General features: G+C 68.0%; 25 protein-coding genes and 1 tRNA gene. 3 read left to right on the top strand and 23 right to left on the bottom strand.

Features of this window, described 5'->3' with window-relative positions:
• Window positions 1-84: 84 nt before the first annotated feature.
• Window positions 85-831, bottom strand: a complete 747-nt coding sequence (locus U1703_RS03605) for a Bax inhibitor-1/YccA family protein (RefSeq protein WP_320452616.1) — start codon at window positions 829-831, stop codon at window positions 85-87.
• Between the two features lie 123 nt (window positions 832-954).
• Between U1703_RS03605 and thpR the strand changes: the two genes are divergently transcribed.
• From thpR to U1703_RS03590, 3 genes are read left to right on the top strand one after another with little or no spacing between them, the layout of a single operon-like run.
• Window positions 955-1,506 (top strand): RNA 2',3'-cyclic phosphodiesterase, encoded by a 552-nt coding sequence (thpR, locus tag U1703_RS03600; protein ID WP_332784600.1) that lies wholly within the window; start codon window positions 955-957, stop codon window positions 1,504-1,506.
• A gap of 40 nt (window positions 1,507-1,546) precedes the next feature.
• On the top strand, window positions 1,547-2,083 hold the full coding sequence (locus tag U1703_RS03595) for a superoxide dismutase family protein (protein ID WP_320452618.1): 537 nt from the start codon (window positions 1,547-1,549) through the stop codon (window positions 2,081-2,083).
• A 55-nt stretch (window positions 2,084-2,138) separates the two neighbouring features.
• Entirely contained in the window at window positions 2,139-2,801 is a 663-nt protein-coding gene (locus U1703_RS03590; RefSeq protein ID WP_332784599.1) for an HAD-IA family hydrolase, read from the top strand.
• 261 nt (window positions 2,802-3,062) lie between these two features.
• Here U1703_RS03590 and U1703_RS03585 read toward each other — a convergent pair whose 3' ends face one another.
• The 22 genes from U1703_RS03585 to U1703_RS03480 form a co-directional block, all read right to left on the bottom strand.
• Window positions 3,063-3,416 (bottom strand): HesB/IscA family protein, encoded by a 354-nt coding sequence (locus U1703_RS03585; RefSeq protein WP_320452620.1) that lies wholly within the window; start codon window positions 3,414-3,416, stop codon window positions 3,063-3,065.
• A 2-nt stretch (window positions 3,417-3,418) separates the two neighbouring features.
• A complete protein-coding gene (locus tag U1703_RS03580) occupies window positions 3,419-3,892 on the bottom strand; it encodes an SUF system Fe-S cluster assembly protein (RefSeq protein WP_320452621.1) in 474 nt (157 codons plus the stop codon).
• The gene (locus tag U1703_RS03575) at window positions 3,889-5,094 is read right to left on the bottom strand and encodes an aminotransferase class V-fold PLP-dependent enzyme (RefSeq protein WP_332784598.1); all 1,206 of its coding nucleotides are present in this window, start codon (window positions 5,092-5,094) and stop codon (window positions 3,889-3,891) included. The genes U1703_RS03580 and U1703_RS03575 overlap by 4 nt, the downstream gene beginning before the upstream one ends.
• Window positions 5,095-5,140: 46 nt before the next feature.
• Window positions 5,141-6,217 (bottom strand): SufB/SufD family protein, encoded by a 1,077-nt coding sequence (locus tag U1703_RS03570; protein ID WP_332784721.1) that lies wholly within the window; start codon window positions 6,215-6,217, stop codon window positions 5,141-5,143.
• A complete protein-coding gene (gene sufC, locus U1703_RS03565) occupies window positions 6,217-6,969 on the bottom strand; it encodes a Fe-S cluster assembly ATPase SufC (RefSeq protein WP_332784720.1) in 753 nt (250 codons plus the stop codon). Before sufC ends, U1703_RS03570 begins: the two co-directional genes overlap by 1 nt.
• Complete coding sequence (locus U1703_RS03560) at window positions 6,969-7,292, bottom strand: hypothetical protein (RefSeq protein ID WP_332784597.1); 324 nt, start codon at window positions 7,290-7,292, stop codon at window positions 6,969-6,971. Before U1703_RS03560 ends, sufC begins: the two co-directional genes overlap by 1 nt.
• On the bottom strand, window positions 7,289-8,752 hold the full coding sequence (gene sufB, locus U1703_RS03555; protein ID WP_175312550.1) for a Fe-S cluster assembly protein SufB: 1,464 nt from the start codon (window positions 8,750-8,752) through the stop codon (window positions 7,289-7,291). The genes U1703_RS03560 and sufB overlap by 4 nt, the downstream gene beginning before the upstream one ends.
• Entirely contained in the window at window positions 8,752-9,207 is a 456-nt protein-coding gene (locus U1703_RS03550; RefSeq protein WP_332784596.1) for an SUF system Fe-S cluster assembly regulator, read from the bottom strand. The genes sufB and U1703_RS03550 overlap by 1 nt, the downstream gene beginning before the upstream one ends.
• Before the next feature lie 256 nt (window positions 9,208-9,463).
• Window positions 9,464-10,510, bottom strand: coding sequence for a Glu/Leu/Phe/Val dehydrogenase family protein (locus U1703_RS03545; RefSeq protein WP_332784595.1), 1,047 nt, complete (start codon window positions 10,508-10,510; stop codon window positions 9,464-9,466).
• A gap of 132 nt (window positions 10,511-10,642) precedes the next feature.
• Window positions 10,643-10,719: transfer RNA gene (locus U1703_RS03540), tRNA-His, on the bottom strand.
• 48 nt (window positions 10,720-10,767) lie between these two features.
• Complete coding sequence (locus U1703_RS03535; protein WP_332784594.1) at window positions 10,768-11,478, bottom strand: type II secretion system protein N; 711 nt, start codon at window positions 11,476-11,478, stop codon at window positions 10,768-10,770.
• An 11-nt stretch (window positions 11,479-11,489) separates the two neighbouring features.
• A complete protein-coding gene (gene gspM, locus U1703_RS03530; protein WP_332784593.1) occupies window positions 11,490-11,963 on the bottom strand; it encodes a type II secretion system protein GspM in 474 nt (157 codons plus the stop codon).
• Entirely contained in the window at window positions 11,960-13,042 is a 1,083-nt protein-coding gene (gene gspL, locus U1703_RS03525) for a type II secretion system protein GspL (protein ID WP_332784592.1), read from the bottom strand. The genes gspM and gspL overlap by 4 nt, the downstream gene beginning before the upstream one ends.
• The gene (gspK, locus tag U1703_RS03520; protein ID WP_332784591.1) at window positions 13,042-14,031 is read right to left on the bottom strand and encodes a type II secretion system minor pseudopilin GspK; all 990 of its coding nucleotides are present in this window, start codon (window positions 14,029-14,031) and stop codon (window positions 13,042-13,044) included. The genes gspL and gspK overlap by 1 nt, the downstream gene beginning before the upstream one ends.
• Window positions 14,024-14,686, bottom strand: a complete 663-nt coding sequence (gene gspJ / locus U1703_RS03515; RefSeq protein WP_332784719.1) for a type II secretion system minor pseudopilin GspJ — start codon at window positions 14,684-14,686, stop codon at window positions 14,024-14,026. Before gspJ ends, gspK begins: the two co-directional genes overlap by 8 nt.
• Window positions 14,687-14,784: 98 nt before the next feature.
• The gene (gspI, locus tag U1703_RS03510) at window positions 14,785-15,201 is read right to left on the bottom strand and encodes a type II secretion system minor pseudopilin GspI (RefSeq protein WP_332784590.1); all 417 of its coding nucleotides are present in this window, start codon (window positions 15,199-15,201) and stop codon (window positions 14,785-14,787) included.
• Complete coding sequence (locus U1703_RS03505) at window positions 15,194-15,604, bottom strand: GspH/FimT family pseudopilin (RefSeq protein WP_443025750.1); 411 nt, start codon at window positions 15,602-15,604, stop codon at window positions 15,194-15,196. Before U1703_RS03505 ends, gspI begins: the two co-directional genes overlap by 8 nt.
• A gap of 185 nt (window positions 15,605-15,789) precedes the next feature.
• Window positions 15,790-16,245, bottom strand: coding sequence for a type II secretion system major pseudopilin GspG (gene gspG, locus U1703_RS03500; protein WP_320452633.1), 456 nt, complete (start codon window positions 16,243-16,245; stop codon window positions 15,790-15,792).
• Between the two features lie 12 nt (window positions 16,246-16,257).
• Window positions 16,258-17,481: a type II secretion system inner membrane protein GspF gene (gene gspF, locus U1703_RS03495; RefSeq protein WP_320452786.1), complete on the bottom strand. Its 1,224-nt coding sequence runs from the start codon at window positions 17,479-17,481 to the stop codon at window positions 16,258-16,260.
• A 390-nt stretch (window positions 17,482-17,871) separates the two neighbouring features.
• Window positions 17,872-19,359, bottom strand: coding sequence for a GspE/PulE family protein (locus tag U1703_RS03490; RefSeq protein ID WP_443025757.1), 1,488 nt, complete (start codon window positions 19,357-19,359; stop codon window positions 17,872-17,874).
• A 118-nt stretch (window positions 19,360-19,477) separates the two neighbouring features.
• Window positions 19,478-21,715, bottom strand: a complete 2,238-nt coding sequence (gspD, locus tag U1703_RS03485) for a type II secretion system secretin GspD (RefSeq protein WP_332784588.1) — start codon at window positions 21,713-21,715, stop codon at window positions 19,478-19,480.
• The gene (locus U1703_RS03480) at window positions 21,712-22,548 is read right to left on the bottom strand and encodes a type II secretion system protein N (protein WP_320452635.1); all 837 of its coding nucleotides are present in this window, start codon (window positions 22,546-22,548) and stop codon (window positions 21,712-21,714) included. The genes gspD and U1703_RS03480 overlap by 4 nt, the downstream gene beginning before the upstream one ends.
• Between the last annotated feature and the right edge of the window lie 21 nt (window positions 22,549-22,569).

The following is a 22,569-nucleotide window of genomic DNA, read 5'->3' as shown; positions in this document are numbered from 1 at the left end:
GGCCACGTCCCCTTTTTTACCCAAGAAAAAGGGCCCGGCGGACGGTCCGCCGAGCCCTTCGAGGTCCTACCTCGTTTTTCCCGATCAGTCGCGGCTGGAACCGGTCAGACGCAGGATGAACATGAACATGTTGATGAAGTCGAGGTACAGGCTCAGCGCCGACATGATGACCACGCGGTCCTGCATGCTGGTGCCGCGCACCTCGTAATACATCGACTTGGTACGCTGCGTATCATAGGCGGTGAGCCCTGCGAAGAGCAGCACGCCGATGAAGCTGATGACCAAGCCCATCGTCCCCGACTGGAGGAAGATGTTGATGACGCTGGCGACGATCAGGCCGACCAGACCGATGATCAGGAAGGTGCCGAAGGCCGACAGGTCGCGCTTGGTGGTGTAGCCGTACAGGCTCAGCGCCGCGAAGCCCGCTGCGGTCGCGAAGAAGGCCCCTGCGATCGAACCGCCGCTATAGACCAGGAAGATGGTCGACAGCGACAGGCCCATGACGACGGCGAACGCCCAGAAGAGCATCTGCATCGTCGAGGTCTTCATGCGGCTGACGCCCATGCTCAGAGCGAACACGAATCCCAGCGGCGCGAACATGATGACGTACTTCAGCGCGCCGCCGTTGAGGAAGACCTGCGCGGCCAGGCTCTCGCGCCCACCCCATGCGAAGAGCAGCGCGACGATACCCGTCAGCAGCACGCCCGACGTCATGTAGTTGTAGACGGACAGCATATACGAACGCAGACCCGCGTCATAGGCGGTCGAGCCCGTGGTGGCGGTGGTTCCGAACGGCGCGGCGCTCGGCCGTGGATCAGACCAGTTTGCCATGGTGAACTATTGCTCCTTTGACCGGCCATATGCCGGTTGTTGGAAATATCGCTCTGTTGGGGACGCTTTTCAAGCGGGAGAGGTTCCCGTGACGAAGACGGAATGTGATAGACATGATTTGTCATGGTTCGCCTGTTCGTCGCCCTTCGCCCGCCGCCCGCCATTCGCGCCCTGCTCGCCGATGCGATGGACGGCGTTCCCCAGGCCCGCTGGCAGGATGACGACCAGCTCCACCTCACCCTGCGCTTCATCGGCGAGGTGGATCGCCCGGTCGCCGAAGACGTCGCCGCCGCGCTGGGCCAGGTCCATGCGCCCGTGCCGACCGTGCGGATCTCGGGCGTGGGCGTCTTCGATCGCCGGGGCCGGGTCGACACGCTATGGGCCGGGGTCAGCCCGCACGACGCGCTGGCCCATCTGCATCGCAAGGTCGACCAGGCCTGTGTCCGCGCAGGCCTCCCGCCCGAATCACGCGCCTATCAGCCGCATGTCACGCTGGCCCGCCTGCCCGGATCGGCCGGGCGCGCGCCCGAGATCGACGGCTGGCGCGCGGTCCATGCCGGATTGTCGAGCGAGCCCTTCGCGATGCCGCACCTCATCCTCTATCAAAGCCATCTGGGGCATGGCGGTGCATCCTATGAACCGGTGATGCGTTGGCCGCTCGGAAACGGCGGGTAACATGCCGCGATCCATCGTTATCCAACAGGGAGCTTCCGTCATGAAATATCTCACGCTGCTGATCGTCGGCACCGTCGCGCTGGGCCTTGCGGGCTGCGATCAGAACAAGATGGAGACGGGCTCCCCCATGCCGAACGGCGCCAGTGCGACCGCGATGCTGAAGACCGGCACGGGCCTAGATGCCGGCCGCGCCATGGCGACCGAGGTCGCGGGCGGCGTACGTATCACGCTCGACGCGATGAACGTGCCCGCCGGGATGCACGGCGTCCATGTCCACACCGTCGGCCGTTGCGACGCGCCCGACTTCACCACGGCGGGCGGCCACTGGAACCCCACACAGCGCCAGCATGGCAGCATGAACCCGCAGGGGCCGCATGAAGGCGACATGCCCAACATGACCGTCGGCAATGACGGGCGCGGCACGCTGGGCGTCGTCCTGCCCGGCGCGACGATGGCGGGCCTGCTGGACGCGGACGGCTCGGCGATCGTGATCCATGCGGCGGCCGACGACCTGAAGACCGACCCCAGCGGCAATAGCGGCGGCCGCCTGGCCTGCGGCGTGTTCCAGGCGAACTGAGCCTCCCCCGCCCCGCCGCCCTATCGGTGGCGGGGTTCTTATTTCCGGAGAGTCGATGACCAACGCCCTGCCGACCCGCGCCTTTGGCGGCTTCCTGTTCGACATGGACGGGACCATCCTCAGCTCGATCGCCTCCGCCGAGCGCACCTGGGCCAGATGGGCCGAGCGTCACGGCCTGGACGTCGCGGCCTTCCTACCGACGATCCACGGGGTTCAGTCGGTGGAGACGATCCGGCGGCTGGGCCTGCCCGATATCGATCCCGTTGCCGAGGCGCATGCGCTGACCGAAGCGGAGATGCTGGACGTGGACGATGTGGTGCCGATCGGCGGCGCGGCGGCCTTCCTTGCGGCCCTGCCACCGGATCGTTGGGCGATCGTGACCTCCGCGCCGCGTCGGCTGGCGGAGGTACGTTTGAAGGCGGCGGGCCTGCCGCTACCGGGCGTGTTCGTCACGGCGGAAGATGCCGAACGGAGCAAGCCTGCCCCCGATGGCTTCCTGCTGGGTGCCGAACGGCTGGGCATCGCGCCGCAGAATTGTCTGGCGTTCGAGGATGCCCCCGCCGGGATCGCGGCGGCAGAGGCGGCGGGGATGACGGTGGTGGTGATCACCGAGACGCATCGTCACCCGATAGACACCGCCCATGCGACAGTGGCGGATTATCGCGATCTGGCGGTGGAGTGGGATGGCGCAAGTTTGAAACTGGAGCACCGGGTTTGAGCCGGTCGCCGAGGGTATACGGGCTACGGGTCCGTACCGGAGTTTGATCCATCCAACCCGAAGCGCCACCCCGGCGAAGGCCGGGGTCCAGTCGCCCAACAATCTGAGGGGCGCGAGACATTTGCCTCCCACGCCGCGACTTCCCGTAATTTCAACGCGATAGGATCTGGCCCCCGGCCTTCGCCAGGGAACGGCTTGGGATGAGGTTGGCTATACCCAAACCCCGCTCAGCCTGAGCGAAGTCGAAGGCCCCCCGACTCCTCAGACCGTAAAGCTTTCCCCACACCCGCACGCGCCCTTGGCGTTGGGGTTCTGGAACACGAACCCGGCCGTGAAATCGTCCTCGACCCAGTTCATCGTCGAGCCGATAAGATACAGGATCGACCCGCCATCAACGAACAGCGTCCCGCCCGGCGTATCGATCTTCTCGTCGAACGCCTTGGCCTCGGTCACGTAATCGACCGAATAGGCCAGCCCCGAACATCCGCGACGCGGGGTCGACAGCTTGACCCCGATCGCCCCTTCCGGCGCGCGCGCCATCAGCTCGGCGATACGCGCCTCAGCCGAAGGCGTCAGGTTCAGCGCGGCGGGGCGCGGACGCAGGGTGGTCGCCATGGTCAGAGCATCCCCAGTTCGAGCTTGGCATCGTCCGACATCTTCTGGGGGTCCCAAGGCGGATCCCAGACGAGGTTGACGTCCGCCGTCGCGATCCCCGGCACCGCCGAGACACGCAGTTCGACCTCGCCCGGCATCGACTCGGCGACCGGGCAGTGCGGGGTGGTCAGCGTCATGTTGACGACCGCATGGCCACCCTCGGTCACTTCGACGCCGTAGATCAACCCCAGGTCATAGATGTTGACCGGAATTTCAGGGTCGAAGATATCCTTCAGCGCATCGATGATGCCGTCATACAAGGCGCCGCCCGGCTGGGTCGGATCATCGGCGGTCGGCTTTTGCGAGAGGAAACCCGACAGATAGTCGCGCTGCCGCTCCACCGGTGCGTCCTGGACCGGCGGCTCGACCAGATCCTGTACGCGCGCCTTGGGGGGCGGTGCGACGCTGTCCACTTGCTCGACCTTGAAATCGCTCATCCGAAAATCCTCGTGACCCGCCGGACGCCATCCACCAGCGCCGCGACGTCATCGGGTCCGTTATACACGCCGAAACTGGCCCGCGCGGTGGCGGGCAGACCGAGCGCCTCCATCAGCGGCTGGGCGCAGTGATGGCCTGCGCGGATCGCCACCCGGCTCTCGTCCAATATGGTGCCGATATCATGGGGATGAACCCCCTCGACCGCGAAACTGACGATTCCCGCCGAATCATCGGGGCCGAGCAACCGCACCGAGTTGATCGCCGACAAGCCCTCGCGCGCCTGGGCGACCAAGGCCGCCTCATGCGCATGGATCGCGTCCAGGCCGATGCCCGACACATAGTCGATAGCGGTATGCAGCCCCAACGCACCGACGATATGCGGCGTCCCCGCCTCGAACCGGCCCGGCGGTGGGGCATAGGTCGTCTTTTCGAAGCTGACCCGGTCGATCATCGACCCGCCGCCCTGATAGGGGGGCATCGCCTCCAGCAATTCGGGCCGCGCCCACAGCACGCCGATGCCGGTCGGGCCATAGAGCTTGTGGCCCGAAAAGACATAGAAGTCGCAATCCAGCGCCTTCACATCGACCGCGATGCGCGGCACCGCCTGGCATCCGTCGAGCAGGATCTTCGCGCCGACCTGATGCGCCAGATCGGCCGCGCGCCGCCCGTCGAGCACCGAACCTAGCACGTTCGACACATGGCCCAGCGACACCAGCTTGTGCGCAGGCGTCAGCATCCGCGCCATCGCGTCCAGGTCGATGCGGTGATCGGCGGTCAGCGGCAGCACGTCGATCGCGACGCCCATCCGCTCGGCGACCATCTGCCACGGCACGATGTTGGAGTGATGCTCCAGCATCGACAGCAGGATGCGGTCGCCCGCCTTGAGGTTCGTCGCCGCCCAGCACTGCGCGACCAGGTTGATCCCCTCGGTCGCGCCGCGCGTAAAGACGATCTCGTTCGCCGACCCCGCGCCGATAAACCGGGCCGTCGCCTCGCGTGCCGCCTCATAGGCGACCGTCATGTCCGCCGAGCGCTGATAGACGCCGCGATGCACGGTCGCATAGCTGGTGTCATAGGCGCGCGTGATCGCGTCGATCACGGCCTGCGGCTTCTGCGCCGTCGCGGCGGTGTCGAGATAGGCCCAGCCTTGCGGGATCGCGGGGAAGTCCGCCACCCGGTCGAGGGGGGATGCCGTCGCCATCAATTCCTCCCCACGCTGCGCGCAGGGAGGATCTGGGTGGTGAGGCTCAAAGCGCCGCCTCCAGCCATGCATCCGCATCCGCCGCAAAGGCCTCGCGCACCACCTCGTTGCCGATGCGGTCGATCGCATCCGCCACGAAAGCGCGGGTCAGCAGGGCCTGTGCGCGGGGCTTGGGGATGCCACGGCTCTGCATGTAGAACAGCGCGCGGCCATCCAGTTCACCGACCGTCGCGCCATGCGCGCACTTCACGTCGTCGGCGAAGATTTCCAGCTCGGGCTTCAGGTTCACCGTCGCCGTCCGCTGGAGCAGCAGGCCGCGAAGTGACTGTTCGCCATCGGTCTTCTGCGCATGACGCGCCACTTCGACGCGCGCGGCAAGGCTCGCCTGGCTGCGGTCCGCAGCGACCGCGCGCCACAGCTGGTGGCTCTGGCCGTTCAGCGCGGCATGGCGCAGGCCGACCGCGCATTCCTGCTTGAGGTCGCCCTTGGTCAGCAGCGCGCCGCCGAATTCGGCATAGGCGCCGTCGCCGGTCTGGGTGATCCCACCGTCGATCCGCGCACCCATACTGCCGGCGGCCAGGAAGGTCGCGGTCAGGCTCGCCCCCTCGCCCAGTTCGGCTTCCTCGCGCAACGATACGAAGCCGTCGTCCTGCAATAGCCGAACGCCACGCATCAGCCGCGCCGACGCCGCCAGCTTCACCCGCGTCAGACGGTTGGTCCAACCGCGCCCGACATAAGTCTCATAGACCTGCGCCGCCGCATCCTCGGCCAGCACGATCTCGGCGGGCAGGTGGTTGGCGGCACCGCTGGCGACATGGACGATCTGCACCGGATCGGCGACCGCATCGCGCTCCAGCCGCAAAGACCAGCCGCGCCCGAGCGCCTGGCGGCCCAGCGGATGATCGCTCGCGTCGATCTGGGTCAGCTGCACCGGGCCGAGGCTGCTGGCGCTCTCGTCCAGCACGCCGTCCACGAACAGCAGCCGCGCGCCGGGCAGGTCGAGGAAACGATCCGTCCCCGCCACCGCCTGCGCCCGCTCGCTTCCCGCCGCCCGCCGCAACGCGTCGATATCGGCCCAGCGCCACGCCTCCTGGCGGGTCGAGGGGAGTTCCAGCGTGGTCATCACGCCGCGGCTCCCTCGACGCCCGCATAGCCTTCGCGCTCCAGCTCATGAGCGAGTTCGGGGCCGCCCGAACGCACGATGCGGCCATCGGCCAGCACATGCACCCGGTCGGGCTGCACATAGTCGAGCAGCCGCTGATAATGGGTGATCAGCAGCACCGCCTTGTCGGGCGCACGCATGATCCGGTTGATGCCGTCGCCGACGATGCGCAGCGCGTCGATGTCGAGGCCCGAGTCCGTCTCGTCGAGGATCGCGAACTTGGGGTTCAGGATGCCCATCTGGACCATCTCGTTGCGCTTCTTCTCGCCGCCCGAGAAGCCGACATTGACGGGGCGCTTCAGCATGTCCTGGTTCAGCCCCAGCCCATCGGCCTGCGCGCGGGCGAGCTTCAGGAACTCACCGCCCGACAGCGGCTTTTCGTCACGCTGCCCGCGCTGCGCGTTCAGGCTCTCGCGCAGGAACTGGACGTTCGACACGCCGGGGATTTCGACCGGATACTGGAAGCCAAGGAACAGCCCGGCGGCGGCGCGCTCGTTCGGCTCCAGCTCGAGCAGGTCGACGCCGTCGAACGTCACCGAACCCTCGGTCACTTCGTAACCCGGACGCCCGCCGAGTACATAGCCCAGCGTCGACTTGCCCGCGCCGTTGGGCCCCATGATCGCATGGACTTCGCCCGCATTCACCTCGAGCGTCAGGCCCTTGAGGATCGGCTTGCCGTCAATCTCGGCGTGGAGGTTTTCAATTTTCAGCATCATTGCGCTTTCGTCCGTCGGGCCACGAGCGCGTTCAGCGCATCAGCGGTCAGTTTCTTTTCCATCACGTTCCTACGAGCATCGGCGTCAACCTTCGGTTTTTTGGCGCCTTCTCGCTCCAAGTCATCCGCGGCCATTTCCATGGCAGCAGCGAGCCTGTCGTCCTCACACTCTTTTTTAGCCGCCTCAATAATTTGGCTATCGCGTTCAACCAACTCTGAGGTCGAAACTTTCTGCAGCACGCAAATACGGTAGTCTTTGAAGGATGCCTCGTCCGCGTTCGACAACAAAACTGCCAGCTGCAACGCTAGTAACGTGATCACCCGACCGAACCCTCCAGAGAAATCCCCAGAAGCTTCTGCGCCTCGACAGCAAACTCCATCGGAAGCTGCTGCAAAACTTCCCGCGCGAAGCCGTTGACGATCAGCGCAACCGCCGCTTCCTGATCCAGCCCGCGCGACATGGCGTAGAACAGCTGGTCCTCGCTGATCTTGCTGGTCGTCGCCTCATGCTCGATCTGCGCGCTGGGGTTCTTCACCTCGATATAGGGCACGGTATGCGCGCCGCACTGGTCGCCCAGCAGCAGGCTGTCGCACTGTGTGAAGTTGCGGACATTCTCGGCGGTCGCCGCCACGCGGACGAGGCCGCGATAGGTGTTGTCCGAGCGCCCGGCCGAAATCCCCTTCGACACGATGGTCGAGCGGGTGTTCTTGCCGAGGTGGATCATCTTGGTGCCGGTATCGGCTTGCTGGCGATTGTTCGTCACCGCCACCGAGTAGAACTCGCCCACCGAGCCGTCGCCCGCCAGCACGCATGACGGGTATTTCCACGTCACCGCCGAGCCGGTTTCGACCTGCGTCCACGACACCTTGCTGTTCTTGCCCTGACAGAGCGCCCGCTTGGTGACGAAGTTGTAGATGCCGCCGACGCCATTCTCGTCGCCCGGATACCAGTTCTGGACGGTCGAATATTTGATCTCGGCATCGTCCAGCGCGACCAGCTCGACCACGGCTGCGTGCAGCTGGTTCTCGTCGCGCATCGGCGCGGTGCAGCCTTCGAGATAGGAGACATAAGCCCCCTTGTCCGCGACGATCAGCGTGCGCTCGAACTGGCCGGTATTCTCCGCGTTGATACGGAAATAGGTCGACAGCTCCATCGGGCAGCGAACGCCCTCGGGAATGTAGACGAAGGTGCCGTCCGAGAAGACCGCCGAATTGAGCGTCGCGAAGTAATTGTCGCGCTGCGGCACGACCTTGCCCAGCCACTTGCGGACCAGATCGGGATATTCCTTGATCGCCTCGGAGATCGAACGGAAGATCACGCCCGCCGCTTCCAGCTCCTTGCGGAAGGTGGTCGCGACCGAGACGCTGTCGAACACCGCGTCCACCGCGACCTTGCGCGCGCCCTCGACGCCAGCCAGCACTTCCTGCTCGGCGATCGGGATGCCCAGCTTTTCGTAGGTCCGGCGGATTTCGGGGTCGAGCTCGTCCAGCGACGCGATCGTCTTCTTCTGCTTCGGCTCGGCGTAGTAATACGCGTCCTGATAGTCGATCGGCGGGATGTTCAGCTTGGCCCAGTCCGGCGTCTCCAGCGTCTGCCACAGGCGAAACGCCTTTAGCCGCCAGTCGAGCATCCATTCGGGCTCACCCTTCTTGGCCGAGATATAACGAACCGTATCCTCGCTCAGCCCCTTGGGCGCAAAGTCCTGCTCGATGTCAGTGGCGAAGCCCCACTCATACTTCTTGTTGGCGGCGGCGAGCGCCTCTGCATTCTTCGTGGCCATCAGGCGAATACCCCCGGACGCACAGACGCGTCCATCACTTGCGATTCAACAGGATCGGCGGCGAGCGTCGCAAGCGTCACCCCGGAAAAAGCGGCGCGTACCGCCTGATTGACGACATGCCAATGCGGACGAACGCGGCATTGCATTTCCAGGCTGCAATCGTGCGCAGCCCCGTCGACACAGGCGGTCAGTGCGATCGGGCCGTCCACCGCCTCGACAATGTCGGCCAGGCTGATCGCATCGGCATCACGCGCCAAACGGATGCCGCCGCCGGTGCCGCGCGTGCTCTCGATCAGGCCTGCGCCCGCCAGACGGCTGACCAGCTTCTGCGCGGTGGGCAGCGGCACGCCCGTCTGCCCGGCCAGCAGGGTCGCATTGCTCCGCCCGCCCACGCCCTCGCGTGCGGCGGCGGTCATCATCACGACCGCATAATCGGCTAGGCTGGAAAGGCGCATGAACTCCCAATCGGATGGATTTGATCCGATTGGCAAATGGGCGTGAGGGGACAGTTCGTCAACCGGGTATCGCCGCGGGAATTTCGATGGGTGTGAGTGAGGACGTTGTTCCCACGCCCATCTTCTTAAGTCCCTCCCGCAGGCGGGAGGGGTTTGGGGAGGGCATGAAGTCTCACAAAGCCTGTCGCCCGTGGCTTGCCCTCCCCCATCCCCTCCCGTTTACGGGCGGGGCGTGAGCCTCAGCAGCATGGGGCTCTTATCGGCCGATCAGGCCTTGCGCGATTTCGTCCGCCACGTCCGAGGCCGGATGGTTCGTCTCGGCCGAACGCTGCCACACCTGCTCCAGACGCTCGGGGATCTTGGCGATGCGCGCCATGACCTCGGCTTCGTCGCCCTGGCCCAGATATTCCAAGCCGACATTGATGATGCCGCCCGCGTTGATGACGTAATCGGGGGCGTAGAGGATGCCCGCGTCCGCCACGCGCGCGCCGTCCTCGCGGGTCGCAAGCTGGTTGTTCGCACCACCCGCGACGACCTTGGCCTTCAGCCGCTGGATCGAATCGGCGTTCAGCACCGCGCCCAGCGCGTTGGGGCTGACGAGGTCGACATCGGCGAACAGGATCTCGTCGGCCGGGGCGACGCTTGCGCCCAGTTCGGCCGCCATCGCTTCTGCGCGCGCCTGGTTGACGTCGGCGATCGTCAGGATCGCGCCGTCCTTGGCGAGCAGCTTGGCAAGGCCGCCGCCGACCGAGCCGACGCCCTGGATGGCGACGCGCACGCCCTTCATGTCGGTCGCGCCCAGCCCGCGCTTGGCCGCCGCCTTCACGCCCAGATAGACGCCGTGCGCGGTGTAGGGGCCGGGGTCGCCGCCCGCCGCACCGCTCGCCACCGGCAGGCCGGAGACATAGCGGGTCTGAGTCGCGATGACCTTCATCCGCTCCTCGGACATGCCGACATCTTCGGCCGTCACGTAACGACCGCCGAGCGATTCGACCGCGCGGCCGAACGCTTCCAGCTGCGCGGTGGTGATGACGTCGCCCGGCTTGGCCGCCAGGACCACGCCCTTGCCGCCACCCAGCGCCAGACCCGCCATGGCGTTCTTGTAGCTCATGCCGCGCGACAGGCGCAGCGCGTCGGTGATGGCAAGCGCAGGCGTGCCGTAGTTCCAGAAGCGCGCGCCGCCCGCCGCCGGGCCCAGATGCGTCGAGTGCACGGCGATGACCGCCTGCAGGCCCGATGCGGGATCGGTGAACAGGTGCACGCCTTCATGCGCGTCGAAATCGGGAAAGCCCCAGTTCGTCATGCTCGTCCTTCGGTCCGACAAAAGCGGAACCGGACCGAGTCTGACGACCCGGCCACCCAATCGGTGAGGATTTAGGGGGGACACGGGCAGGAGAAGGGCCGGTGCCGTGGCCAGGATATGGCCGGAAAAGAATGGGGCGACCGACGGGACTTGAACCCGCAACTTCCGGCATCACAAGCCGGCGCTCTAACCAATTGAACTACGGTCGCCGCGAAGGCTTGCGCCCCTAAACGGGATCACCCGCTTTCGTCAAGCGGTCAAAATCGCCCTTCTGCCGAAAGTCGGTATCCACCCCCCGTCGCGGCCACGAAACCCAGCTGCTCCAGCCGCGCCGCGGCCGCCGGATCGCCGGGCGTCAGGACCAGGTCGGCGGTATAGCCCCCGTCGGGCCGGATGCGCAGGTTGACACCCTCGGTGCCCCCCTGCCCCGTCATCGGCAACAGCAGCGCGCCCGCCTCGCACCGCGCCGTCCCCGTCATCGTCGGGGGCAGCGGCAGGCCACCCGCCTCGCCCACCACGGTCGCCCGGACACGGCCGCCCGCTTCCTCGCAGACGCCGTCGCGGAACCTGACGGTCACATCCTCCAGCGCGAGCGTGGTGACCGGCAGCGGCGCGAACAGCGTGGCGGCGGGCAAAGTGGCGGTGACGCCGTCGATGCCCATCGCATGGCGGCTGATCGAGGCCGTCCCCGCAATCGGACGCCCATCGGCCCCGGCCCCCTCGAAGGCGAGCTTTGCCCGACCGACCAGCAGCGCGAGCGGTGACAGCGAGACGCGCAGGTCACCCAGCGCGACGTCACCGAACCGCGCCTCGATCATGCTGCCGCCCCAGATGGTGCCGCCGACCCGGCGTGCGCTCAGCCCTTCATCGGCCAGTCCCGTCATACCCAGCGCCAGGCGCATCGGCAGGAAGACGATCAGCGCGACGACCAGCATCGCCGCGAACAGCACCGAAGGCCGGGTGGTCATCCGCAACCGCATCAGGACACCCGCGTCCGCAGGAGGAGCGCCACACCGACCGTGCGATCGCCATTGTCGGTCAAGGTCGCCTGTTCGACCAGCACCCCGCCGCGCTCCAGGCGGGCAAGCCACGGCGTCAGCGCGGCGGGCCGGGCCGAGGCGATTTGCGCGCGCACCCGGCCGGGACCGTCCTCGGTCAGCGCGGACAGGGTGAAACCCGCCTGCTCCGCCGACAGCCGCACCGTATCGGCCAGCGTCCCCGCCAGCGCGGGCGGACGACGACGACGCTGACCCAGTTCGGCGGCAATGGCCTGCGCCTCGCCCAGCCGGATCACCGCATCCGTATGACGCTCGCGCGCGCTCGACAGGCCGTCGTCCAGTGGACGCAATATGCCACCCCAGATGATCGTCACCACCAGCAGCGCACCCATGACCAGCAACAGGCGCTTCTCACGCAGGCTGCGGCCGTCGAACCAGAGTTTCAGCGCCTTCATCGTGCGCGCACCGTGAATTCTCCCGTGATCCGGCCATTGGCCGCGACGAAAGTGCTGGGCTGGACGGTAAAGCCCTCCACCTCGATCGCGCGCTTCAGGTCGGTGGCCAGCGCCTCGCGGTCCACCGCGACGCCCAGCCGGATATCGCCGTTCGGCTGGAAATCGAGCGCGGTCAGCTCGGTGCCGGGAACCGCACGAACCGCGGCGAAGACCGCCGCCGCCGTACGGCTGAACCCCTGACCGGGCCCGCGGATCGCCGACAGCCGCTCGGTCAGCTGGCGATCGGCATCGACCAGGGTTTCGCCACGCGGCAGGGCGGTGCGGGCGACCTGCTCGATCCGCGCCTCGGTCGCATCGGCGGCGAAGCTGTACTTGGTCCAGCGCACGAAATCGATCGCCAGCGTGGCGACGACGATCGCGACGCCCAGCCAGGCCAGCCGCCTGACCAGCCGCCAGTCGATCGCAAAGCCGCGCCGCCGGGCGAACACGCCCTGCCGCAGGTCGAGCGCCGGGTTCGCCGCGACCGCGCCCAGTGCCGCCTCGATCCCGTCCGCATTCAGATCGGCGAGCGGCGCATCCCCCGTCACGATCTCGGTAAAGCCGGGCTCGTCGGCAAAGCCCGATGCCCGCCCACGCACCACGCCCTGCCCGGCCAGATGTCCGCGCACATAGCCTTCGTCGGGACGCGGCAGCAGCAGCGGCGCAGGGACCACCGCGACCGGATCGACCCCCGCCGCCCCCAGCCGCGCGAGCCATCCCGCCATGGCGCCGCGATTGACGATGCCGATCGCGCGCGTGCCGCCCTCGTCCTCACCGACCGCGACGTGCAGTTCGTCCATCGGCGCGGCGCTGACCTCGGCCGCCAGCAGCCGCGCGGCCGCGGCGGCCTGCGCGGTCGAACGCGCGGGGATTTCGGCCCAGTGCAGCGACACCGCATCGGCGGGCGCGACCGCGATCACCGCGCCGTCGCCCTGGGGCAGGCCTTCTCCGGCAGCGGCGACGCGTTCGTCCTCGATCCGCAGCCAGCGATAATTGCCGCCCTCGCCCGGCGGCAGGAACAGGAGGTTCGTCGCACTCATCACTCTTCCCCCCAAGTCCGGGCCACCAGCCGCGGCGGTTGCCGCGTGGCGTCGACCAGCGCACGTTCCTGCACCCGGACGCTGCCCAAGGTCACATCGATCCGCAAGGCGAACCAGCGCGACGTCAACGCCACGCCACCACCGCCGCTCGCCCCCGGTATCTGCCCCCAGAATGCGCCTGCGTCCGCATAGCCTTGCGGCGGGCGGCGCAAAAGGGCCTGGGCGATGGCGGCGGGCGAAATCGTATCGGCCTGCGCCATCGCCACCAGCGGCGCCTGTTCGGGCGCCAGCGTGTTGATGTTGACGGTCGTCGGCTTCGCCTCGGGCAGGGTGCAGAGCCAGGGGCGCAGCTGGCCATAGAGTTCGGGCGTCACGCCGCTGACCATGCGCAGCTCGCTGACGTCCGCCATCATCGCGCCGCCGGTCCGATAGGGCGGATCGCGCGCCAGATAGACCGGGTCCTCGGCACCGCCGCCTTGCGGATTCTGATCGCTGTCGATCCAGTCGGACGCGGCGGTGGCGACCTGTTGCGCGACCTGGCCGGGCACGCCGAGCAGCCGCATCAGCTTGGCGAAATGCGCGACCTCGACCGCATTGCCGACCAACATGCCCGGTTGACCCGGCATGTCCTGCGCCAGGCCGTTCAGGTTGAAGCAGTTGCCGCCGTCCGTCACCCGCGCCACCGCACTACCCCCGCCCGCGACATCGCCCACCGGCAGCGCGAAGGGGCGGTCGCTCCAGCCGCCGAGCAGCGAAACCTTGCCCTGGCTTCGTTCCAGCAGGTCGCCGATGCGGATGATCGCCAGCGCCTCGGCCGCATAGGCAAAGCCGCGCGCCTGCTCGATCGCGACCGCATTGCCGCCCAGTCGCGTCGACAGGCGCAGCTTCTCCAGCGCGGTCGCGGCCAGCACCGCGATCACGGCGACCAGGATCAGGACGGTCAGCAGCGCGGCCCCACGCTCGCCCGCTGGCGGAAGGGGCCTAGCCATTGGGGGTTGGCGTCGGGGTGGGCGTCGGGTTCGGCTGGGGCAGGTTGGGCGGGACGCTATAGCCGGTGCCGACCAGGAACAGCTGGCGGAAGATCATGCCGTCGTCACGCACGATCGTGACCTCGGCCGCCTGTGGCAGGGCGATGCCGGGCTGCCCCTGCCACTGGTCCAGCCACGCGCCGTTGAGCCGATAACGCAGGTGCAGTTCGCGCACATGGTCCATCAGCGCGGCAGGCTCCATCGGTTGCGCCCCGTCGAGCAACGGCCAGGCCACCCGCTCCAGCACGTCGCCGTTCAGGCGATAGGCGACCTTCTGCACCGACGGGCGGGCCGCATCGTCCAGATTGCTCCAGCCGCCACGCACCAGCCGCATGGCGTCGGGCCCGGCGACCATCGCCGGGCTGAGGACACCGCCCTCGTCACGCGTCGGCCGGTCGATCGCCTGTGCCAGATCGGCGGACAGGATCGCAGTCGTCCGGCTGACCGCCGCCATCGCGTCGAGCTTCTGCCCGGTCACTGCCTGGGCACGGACGCTGAGCGACAGGATCGCCACGCCAGCGGCGGCCAGCATCGCGAAGATGAGCAGCGCCACCATGACCTCGACCAGGGTGAAGCCGTTGAAATGGGGACCACCCCGGCGAAGGCCGGGGCCCAGTTTCGATGAACCACGAGAATCGGGGCAAACGCCACCCCGCGCCCCAGACTGCTCGGCGACTGGACCCCGGCCTTCGCCGGGGTGGTGTAAGGTGAAGATCACGACGCCACCACCCCGACCGGCGGCGCGGGTGTCGGAGGCCGCACCATCGTCATCCGGCCAACAATGCTGCCCCCCGCATTCGCCACCGCCACGTCGATCCGCACCACGCGCACATCACCCGTGCCGCTGACGATGCGCGTCCATTTCCAGCTGCGCCCGCCATTCACCTCCGCGCCCGTCGTCCGGCCGAGCGCAGGCGCCTGCGGGTCGGTCACGGCGGCAATGGCGACATTGCGCGCGACCATCTGCGCAACGACGGTTTCGTCCAGGATCGAGGCACCCCGGATTGTCGCGCTTTCCAGCCGGACGAGCGCCATCGCGGCAAGGCTGAACACCGCCAGCGCCACCATGATCTCGATCAGGGTGAAGCCATCCTCCCCGTGCCGGGGAGGATAGAGATACCCCTCACCCATCGACGCGCACCGTGCCGTCCGCGCCGATCCGCACGGTCGTGCTCGCGCGCTCCCGCGTCAGGCGCAGTTCGACCGGGCGGTCGGCCAGCCCCGTCACATCGAAGGTGATCCGCACCCGGCCGCTGGCATCGGGGATCACCGCCTGGGTGCCGTCTTCCCACTGGGCGACGCGCAGGGGCTTGGCCGTCATCGGGCTCCACGTGCCGTCCGCCCGCCGGTCGAAGCCATAGCCGCCGCGCGTGACCCAGATGCTGACCGGCGACGCCTCGACCACCGCCACGTCATGCGCGGCGCGGACGCGGGCGGCGAAGCGCAACGCCTCGTCGGTCACCCGCCCACGCCGGTCGGGAAGCGACAGGACCGCCACGGCCGAGGCCAGGCCGATGACGGTGATGACGATCATCAGTTCGACTAGGGTGAAGCCCCGCTCCCCCGCTCCGTTCGCACTGAGCGAAGTCGAAGGGCACGGGGTGACGTTTCCGCGCGGGTTTCGACTTCGCTCAGCCTGAACGGAGTATGGGAAAGCCTCAGACACCCCAAGCAGGCCCCGCCCGCCGCCGTCCCCGGCATCCAGGCGGGCACAGCGGCTCACTTATCCCAGTTGCCGATATCGGCGTTGGTGCCCTCGCCGCCTTCCTTGCCGTCGGCGCCGTAGGTCCAGACGTCCGCCTCGCCATGCTGACCGGGCGCGGCATAGAGGTACGGACGGCCCCACGGGTCCTCGGGCAGCTTCTTCAGATACCCGCCCTTTTGATAGCGCGACGGATCGGCGAGCCCGGCAGGCATCGACACCAGCGCCGGCAACCCCTGCGACGTCGTTGGGAAGGTCAGGTTCTGGAGTTTGTACATCTCCAGCCCGGTCTCGATATTCGCGATATCGGCCTTGGCCTTCTGGATCTTCGCGGTGTCGCCCGAGGGCAGGACGTTCAGCGCCACGATCGTCGCGAGCAGGCCGATGATGACCACGACGACCATCAGCTCGACGAGTGTAAAGCCGTTCGCGGCGCGCTTGCGGCGGATACGCCGGGGGGTGGGGTTACGCATCAACATGTCCTCTCATTGTCCCGCCAGCGTGTTGAGCTGCAGGATCGGCAGCAGGATGGATAGCACGATGGTGGCGACCACGCCGCCCATCACGACGATGATCGCAGGCTCGAGCAGCGACAGCGCGGTGGCGGTGAAGCGATCGAATTCGCGCTCCAGATAGTCGGCGGCGCGCTCCAGCATCTCGTCCAGCCGCCCCGCCGCCTCGCCGCTGGCCGCCAGATAGGTCAGCAGCGGCGGGAACACGCCCGCACGCCGCATCGCCGCCGACAGGCTGCCACCACCCCGGATCGCGTCGACGATCGCATCGGACGCCACCCGCAACCGGCGATTGTGGATCGTCCCCGCCGTCAGGGTCAGCCCCTCCAGCAAAGGCAGGCGGCTGGCCACCATGGTGCCCAGCGTGCGCGCCATCCGCGCGGCATGCAGGTCGCGCAGCAACCGGCCGATCAGCGGCAGCTTCAACAGCCAGGTGTCGAAGGACAGGCGGATCGAAGGCACCTTCAACGCGCGCCAGAAACCGACGCCGCCGATGACGACGATCCCCGCCATCAGCCACCACCAGCCGACCAGCAGGTCCGACACGCCGATGACCATCCGCGTCAGGAAGGGCAGTTCCTGGCCCACCGTATCGAACTGCTCGACGACCTGCGGCACGACGAACATCATCAGTGCCGCGACGACGCCGAGCGCGACCACCGCCAGGATCGTCGGATAGGCGAGCGCGGTAATCATCTTACCGCGAATCTCGGCCTGTCGCTCCAGAAGCGCGGCCAGCCGGTCGAGGATGGTCGGCAGCGTCCCCGAACTCTCGCCCGCCGCGACCATCGCGCGATAGAGCGGCGGAAAGCTCTTGGGTTCGCGCGCCATCGCATCAGCCAAGCGGCGGCCTTCGGTGACGCCCTGGTGCACCGTCGCGACGATCGCGCGCACCCGCTCCTGCTCGGTCTGGCGGGTGATGGTGCGAAGGCTCTCCTCCAGCGGCGAGACGCGGTTGAGCGTGGCGAGCTGGCGCGTGAACAGGGTCAGCTGCTTGACCGACATACGCGCGCGGCCCAGCTTCAGCCCGAAGAGCGGACGCCGCTCGGCGGTATCGCCGCTGCCCGGCTTGACCGAGACGACGTAGAGGCGCTGCTTTTCGAGGGCGGCGCGCGCGGCGTCACTCGTCTCGGCGGGGATGAAACCGCGTTTTTCCGCGCCCCTGGTATCAATGGCGACATAGTCGAACCCGGCCATGTCAGCGCCCCGCCCCATGGCCAGCCCGTTCCCCCGCGAAGGCGGGGGCCCAGTTTCCTGGCGACGTGCAGGACGGAAGTCTTATCTCACGCGGTGACGCGGAGACGCGGAGAAAGAGTGGGTTCGCGCAGAGGCGCAGAGGACGCGGAGATCGTGTTCTTGCCGCGCCAGCGGCCCTCCTGTTTCGGCCGTTTGCAAAAGCGGTTCGCTGCCGCGCGCGAAAACCCTCTGCGCCCTTTGCGCCTCTGCGCGAACAACCTTTTCTCCGCGTCTCCGCGTCTCCGCGTGAACCCATGCCATGACAACCGACAGCGTTCAGCGTGATACGGCATAGGCACTGGGCCCCCGCCTTTGCGGGGGGACGGGGGGTGGTGAGAGCATTCACCTCCCTCACCCCGCTTCCGAGTCGCGGCGGGATACGCGGATGGCTTCCTCGGCCGTCGTCACGCCCTCCAGCACCAGCGCACGGGCCACCGTCGCCAGCGGCTGTTGCCGGGCAAAGGCGTGCGACGCGATCGCCTGTTCGTCGCCGCCTTCGTTGATCAGCCGCCGGATCGTGTCGTCGACGCGCACCGCCTCGTAGACGCCGGTCCGGCCCTTATAGCCGCTACCGTTGCACTGCGGACAGCCGACCGCCTCGTACACGGTGGCATGGGCATCGATGCCGAGCAGCGGCGCGACGGTCTCCCTCGCCTCGACCGGGCGCTTGCACGCCGGGCACAGCCGCCGCACCAGCCGCTGCGCGATCACCGCGCGCAGCGTCGAGGCGAGCAGGAACGGCTCGACCTTCATGTCCCGCATCCGGGTGATCGCGCCGACCGCATCGTTGGTGTGGACGGTCGACAGGACGAGGTGGCCAGTCAGCGAGGCCTGCACCGCGATCTCGGCGGTTTCGCGGTCGCGGATTTCGCCGACCATCACCACATCGGGGTCCTGGCGAAGGATCGCGCGCAGACCGGCCGCGAAGGTCAGGCCAACCTTCGCATTGACCTGAGTCTGCCCCACGCCCTCGACCGCATATTCGACCGGGTCCTCGACGGTCAGGATATTGCGGCTGCCATCGTTCAGCAGGCGCAGCGCGGCATAGAGGCTGGTCGTCTTGCCCGAGCCGGTCGGCCCGGTGACCAGAATGATGCCGTTAGGCTCGCTCAACGCCTCGCTCAGCAGAGCATACATCGCCGGGTTCATGCCCAGCGCGTCGAGGTCGATGCCCGCATTGTCCTTGTCCAGGATACGCAGCACCACGCGCTCGCCCGCCCGGCTGGGCAAGGTCGAGACGCGCACGTCGAGCAGCTTGCCGCCCAGGGTCAGCGCCATGCGACCGTCCTGCGGCACGCGCCGCTCGGCGATGTCGAGCCGCGCCATGACCTTGATACGGCTGACCACCACGGGCGCGACATGCGGCGGCATCCGTAGCGTCTCGCGCAGCATGCCGTCGATGCGCATCCGGATGACGAGGCCCGTTTCGTACGGCTCGATATGGATGTCCGACACGCCGTTGCGCGCGGCGTCGGCGATGATGCCGTTGATCAGGCGGATGGCGGGTGCATCGTCGGCGGTGTCGAGCAGGTCCTCGGCGGTCGGGATGCCGTCGGCCAGCATGTCCAGCTCGTCGCCCATGCCGACCGCCGCGATCGCGGTCGCCTGTCCGTCCATCGCATAGGCGTCGGACAGAAGGCGGTCGAAGGCGGGGGCCTCGACACGGGTGATGGCGAAGGGGCGGCCGATATGGCGGCGCAGCTCGATCAGCGCGCGCGGGTCGGCGCCTTCGCGAAGGGCGATGGTCAGCGGATCGGCGGTGTGGACGACGGTTCCGAACTTGCGCGCGAAACCATAGGGGATGGTCAGCGGGGCGACCAGTTCGAGCGTTTCGGGCACATCGCTGGCGGATGGCAGGGGGAGCGCGGCGGGCCCTCCCCCATCCCCTCCCGCCTGCGGGAGGGGTGTGCCCAGCGGCAGGGGCACGGTATCTCCCGTGGTGATGGGCTGTTCCTGTTCAGTCACGGCGCTTGATCGGTTCGACCGACTTGGCGATGGGAACGGCGATGCGCGGGTCCTCGATATTGCCGGGCATCGGCGCGCGCGGGATCGGCGGCGCGGCGTTCATATAATCGCGGACCAGTTCGTCGATCGACGGCTCGACGCCCGGCTGGGCATAACCCTGCAACTGGCGGAGATAGCCATAACGCTGTTCGGTGACGCGGCGACTGTCCTCGGGCGTGCGCAGGATGGTCGGACGGATGAAGACCATCAAATTGGTCTTCGACCGGCTGCGCGCCTTGGACCGGAACAGCGCGCCCAGGCCCGGAATGTCGCCGAGCAGCGGGATCTTCTCGATCGTGCGCCGCTCGTTATCGTCCAGCAAGCCCCCGATGACGGTGATCTGGCCGTCGTCGGGGGTGAAGACATTCTCGAACGCGCGCTTGTTGAGGATCAGTTCGCTATTGTTGCTCGACACCGGCCCGGCGATCGAGCTGACCTCCAGTCGCACGTACAGTTTCAGCGAGCCGCCCGCGTTCACCTGCGGCTTTACGTCGAGCTGGATACCGACATTCTGGCGCTGCACGGTGCGGAAGGCGTTGTCGAAATTGTTCGACAGCGCCTGACCGGTCGTCACCGGAATTTCCTGGCCGACCAGGCTGTGTGCCTGCTGGTTGTCCAGCGTGATGATGTGCGGCACTTGCAGGAGGTTCGACGTGGTGTCGCTCTTCACCGCGTTGATGATCGCGCCGAACACCGTGTCGCCGACCTGCCCGCCCCAGCCCGCAAAGCCGCCGGTGGTGCCCAGGATCGACTGCACCGCCGACTGGGTCAGCTGGTTGAACGAGGCGTTGGGGACATTCGTCTCGGTGCGCGTGCCGTCGGGGGCGACGACGACGGTGCGGTTGCCGCCCAGCGTCTGCGCGCCCACCGCACCCGCGATCTGGAGGATGTTGGGCGCGGTGTTGCCATAGGTCGAGGCGGCGAAGGCCCCGCCCGACAGGCTGCCGAGCAGGAATTGCGCGCCCAGCCGCCGCGCGGTCTGGTCCGACACCTCGGCCACGATCGCCTCGATCAGCACCTGTTCGCGGCGCACGTCGAGCTGGCGCACGACTTCGCTGATCTGGCGCTGGATGTCGGCGGGACCGGCGATCACGATGGCATTGGCGCCGACGAAGCGGGTCACGACCGCCGCCGTCCGTCCCCCTTGCGTGCTGATCGCGGGCGGCTGGCCGTTCTGGCCGCCCGCCCCCGGTGCGTTCGCCGATTGCGGCTGGGCCACCGGCTGGATGCGCTGCGCGATCGAGGTGCCCGCCGCCGATCCCGCCTGGGAATTGGTCTGGGTAAAGCTGCCGCGCGACAGGGTGGTTTCCTGGACCGGATCGGGCGTCTGGCCGACCAGTTGCTGAAGCACGGGCAGAAGCTGCTCGGCATCGGCATTTTCCAGGAAGACGACGCGGATCTCGGTGCCGCTCTTGGCCTTGTTGTCCAGGTCGATCGCGATCTGGGCGAAGCGCGACACGCTCGACGGATCGCCGCGCAATGCGATCGAGTTGGAGCTGTCGATGGCGACCACCGACACGCCGGTCCCGCCCGGCGCAGCACCGCCGCCCTGCGCGCCGCCGCCCGCACCGCCCGCCAGCGTCTGCAGCGCGGTCGCGATCTCCCGCGCGCCCGCATTGCGCAACGCGATGACGCGGGTCGAGGCATTGTCGGCGTCGATCCGGCGGACCACTTCGCGGATACGGCGGATATTGTCGGCGAAGTCGACCACGACCAGGCTGTTGCCCGCGCGGTTCGCCGTCACCGACCCTTGCGCGCTGACCAGCGGGCGCACCGTCTCCAGCGCGCTCGGCGCGTCGATCGCCCGCAGGCGGATGATCTCGGTCACGTAAGAATTGCGGTTCGCACCCGCCGAGCCGATCCGGCTGGGCTGCGACGCGGCGTTGTCGATCGGCTGGACGCGGAACGCCCCGCCCGAAGTCGGCACCGCGACGAGGCCGTTGGAGCGTAGTGTCGACAGGAAAATCTCGAAATATTCGGACCGGGACAGCGGCCGGTCGGTCACCACCGTCACCTTGCCGTTCACCCGGCTGTCGATGATGAAGGTCCGCCCCGTCACCTTCGCGGCATCGGCGATGAAGGCGCGGATATCGGCGTCGCGGACGTTCAGCGTGGTCTGGGCATGCGCACCCGCGGCGAGCGCGATGGCCAGGACTGGCGCGAGGACCGAACCGGGGACGAGCTTCTTCATGGCCGTGGTGCCGCAATCTGAAGGGAGAGCGGCAGCGTCTGATCGCCCCGCTCGACCGTGATGGAAAGAGAACCGCCCTGTGCGAAATCCGCCGCCAGACGGTCAAGGTCGCCCGGCCCCGTGACGGGACGTCCGCCAAGCGCGGTGACGATATCGCCCTCGCGCAGGCCCGCCGCACGGAACGCCGCGCCCGAACCCTGCGACCGGACGACAAGGCCCGAGATACGGCCGCCGTCGAGCCGGGGGATGAAGCCGATATCGCTGCGCACCTGCGCGATCGCCACGCCGCCCTGCGCCGGAACGGTCCCGGCTGGCGGTGCGGGGGGCGCGCCTGCGCCAGTGGCGGCGGCGGGTGGGGCGTCCGACTGATCGATGTACAGATCCTCGGTCGCACCGCCCCGATCGATCGTGACATGATCGAACGCGACCGACTTGAGCGTCACGCCGGGCTGAATCTCGTCACCGACCGAAACCGATCGCTGCACGCCGTCCGGCCCCGCCAGGATCGCCGAACCACGCCCCGACGCCTCGTCGATGCGCGTGCCGAACAGCGTCAATTGCAGGGTAGTGACGGCAGCGGGGGCGCCTTGTTGCCCCTGCAACCGGAAGAATGGGTCGAAGCCCTCCAGGATGGCGGCGGGCGACCCCGCGATGGCCGGGGCGAGCGGGCGCCATTCGCCCAGCGGCGAGACGGGGGTGGCGATCACCCATAGCAGCCGCGCGCCCTGAACGGCGAGAACCGCCATCAGCGCCAGCTCGGCCACCGAATAGACATTCACGACCGGCAGGCGTCGCAACCAGCGACGTCCGCGCGCGTCGAGCCTCAACCGCATGAAATACACCCCGTCCGCATT

This window comes from Sphingomonas flavida (assembly GCF_036663655.1).
Taxonomy (GTDB): domain Bacteria; phylum Pseudomonadota; class Alphaproteobacteria; order Sphingomonadales; family Sphingomonadaceae; genus Sphingomonas.
Note: the sequence above shows the minus strand (reverse complement) of the source record. Positions and strands in the feature narration are given on the sequence as shown.

Excerpts from the sequence above, each read along its gene's own strand:
- U1703_RS03605 (WP_320452616.1), bottom strand. The coding sequence starts at position 831 with ATGGCAAACTGGTCTGATCCACGGCCGAGCGCCGCGCCGTTCGGAACC.
- thpR (WP_332784600.1), top strand. The coding sequence starts at position 955 with ATGGTTCGCCTGTTCGTCGCCCTTCGCCCGCCGCCCGCCATTCGCGCC.
- U1703_RS03595 (WP_320452618.1), top strand. The coding sequence starts at position 1,547 with ATGAAATATCTCACGCTGCTGATCGTCGGCACCGTCGCGCTGGGCCTT.
- U1703_RS03590 (WP_332784599.1), top strand. The coding sequence starts at position 2,139 with ATGACCAACGCCCTGCCGACCCGCGCCTTTGGCGGCTTCCTGTTCGAC.
- U1703_RS03585 (WP_320452620.1), bottom strand. The coding sequence starts at position 3,416 with ATGGCGACCACCCTGCGTCCGCGCCCCGCCGCGCTGAACCTGACGCCT.
- U1703_RS03580 (WP_320452621.1), bottom strand. The coding sequence starts at position 3,892 with ATGAGCGATTTCAAGGTCGAGCAAGTGGACAGCGTCGCACCGCCCCCC.
- U1703_RS03575 (WP_332784598.1), bottom strand. The coding sequence starts at position 5,094 with ATGGCGACGGCATCCCCCCTCGACCGGGTGGCGGACTTCCCCGCGATC.
- U1703_RS03570 (WP_332784721.1), bottom strand. The coding sequence starts at position 6,217 with ATGACCACGCTGGAACTCCCCTCGACCCGCCAGGAGGCGTGGCGCTGG.
- sufC (WP_332784720.1), bottom strand. The coding sequence starts at position 6,969 with ATGCTGAAAATTGAAAACCTCCACGCCGAGATTGACGGCAAGCCGATC.
- sufB (WP_175312550.1), bottom strand. The coding sequence starts at position 8,752 with ATGGCCACGAAGAATGCAGAGGCGCTCGCCGCCGCCAACAAGAAGTAT.
- U1703_RS03550 (WP_332784596.1), bottom strand. The coding sequence starts at position 9,207 with ATGCGCCTTTCCAGCCTAGCCGATTATGCGGTCGTGATGATGACCGCC.
- U1703_RS03545 (WP_332784595.1), bottom strand. The coding sequence starts at position 10,510 with ATGACGAACTGGGGCTTTCCCGATTTCGACGCGCATGAAGGCGTGCAC.
- U1703_RS03535 (WP_332784594.1), bottom strand. The coding sequence starts at position 11,478 with ATGACCACCCGGCCTTCGGTGCTGTTCGCGGCGATGCTGGTCGTCGCG.
- gspM (WP_332784593.1), bottom strand. The coding sequence starts at position 11,963 with ATGAAGGCGCTGAAACTCTGGTTCGACGGCCGCAGCCTGCGTGAGAAG.
- gspL (WP_332784592.1), bottom strand. The coding sequence starts at position 13,042 with ATGAGTGCGACGAACCTCCTGTTCCTGCCGCCGGGCGAGGGCGGCAAT.
- gspK (WP_332784591.1), bottom strand. The coding sequence starts at position 14,031 with ATGGCTAGGCCCCTTCCGCCAGCGGGCGAGCGTGGGGCCGCGCTGCTG.
- gspI (WP_332784590.1), bottom strand. The coding sequence starts at position 15,201 with ATGGGTGAGGGGTATCTCTATCCTCCCCGGCACGGGGAGGATGGCTTC.
- U1703_RS03505 (WP_443025750.1), bottom strand. The coding sequence starts at position 15,604 with ATGATCGTCATCACCGTCATCGGCCTGGCCTCGGCCGTGGCGGTCCTG.
- gspG (WP_320452633.1), bottom strand. The coding sequence starts at position 16,245 with ATGCGTAACCCCACCCCCCGGCGTATCCGCCGCAAGCGCGCCGCGAAC.
- gspF (WP_320452786.1), bottom strand. The coding sequence starts at position 17,481 with ATGGCCGGGTTCGACTATGTCGCCATTGATACCAGGGGCGCGGAAAAA.
- gspD (WP_332784588.1), bottom strand. The coding sequence starts at position 21,715 with ATGAAGAAGCTCGTCCCCGGTTCGGTCCTCGCGCCAGTCCTGGCCATC.
- U1703_RS03480 (WP_320452635.1), bottom strand. The coding sequence starts at position 22,548 with ATGCGGTTGAGGCTCGACGCGCGCGGACGTCGCTGGTTGCGACGCCTG.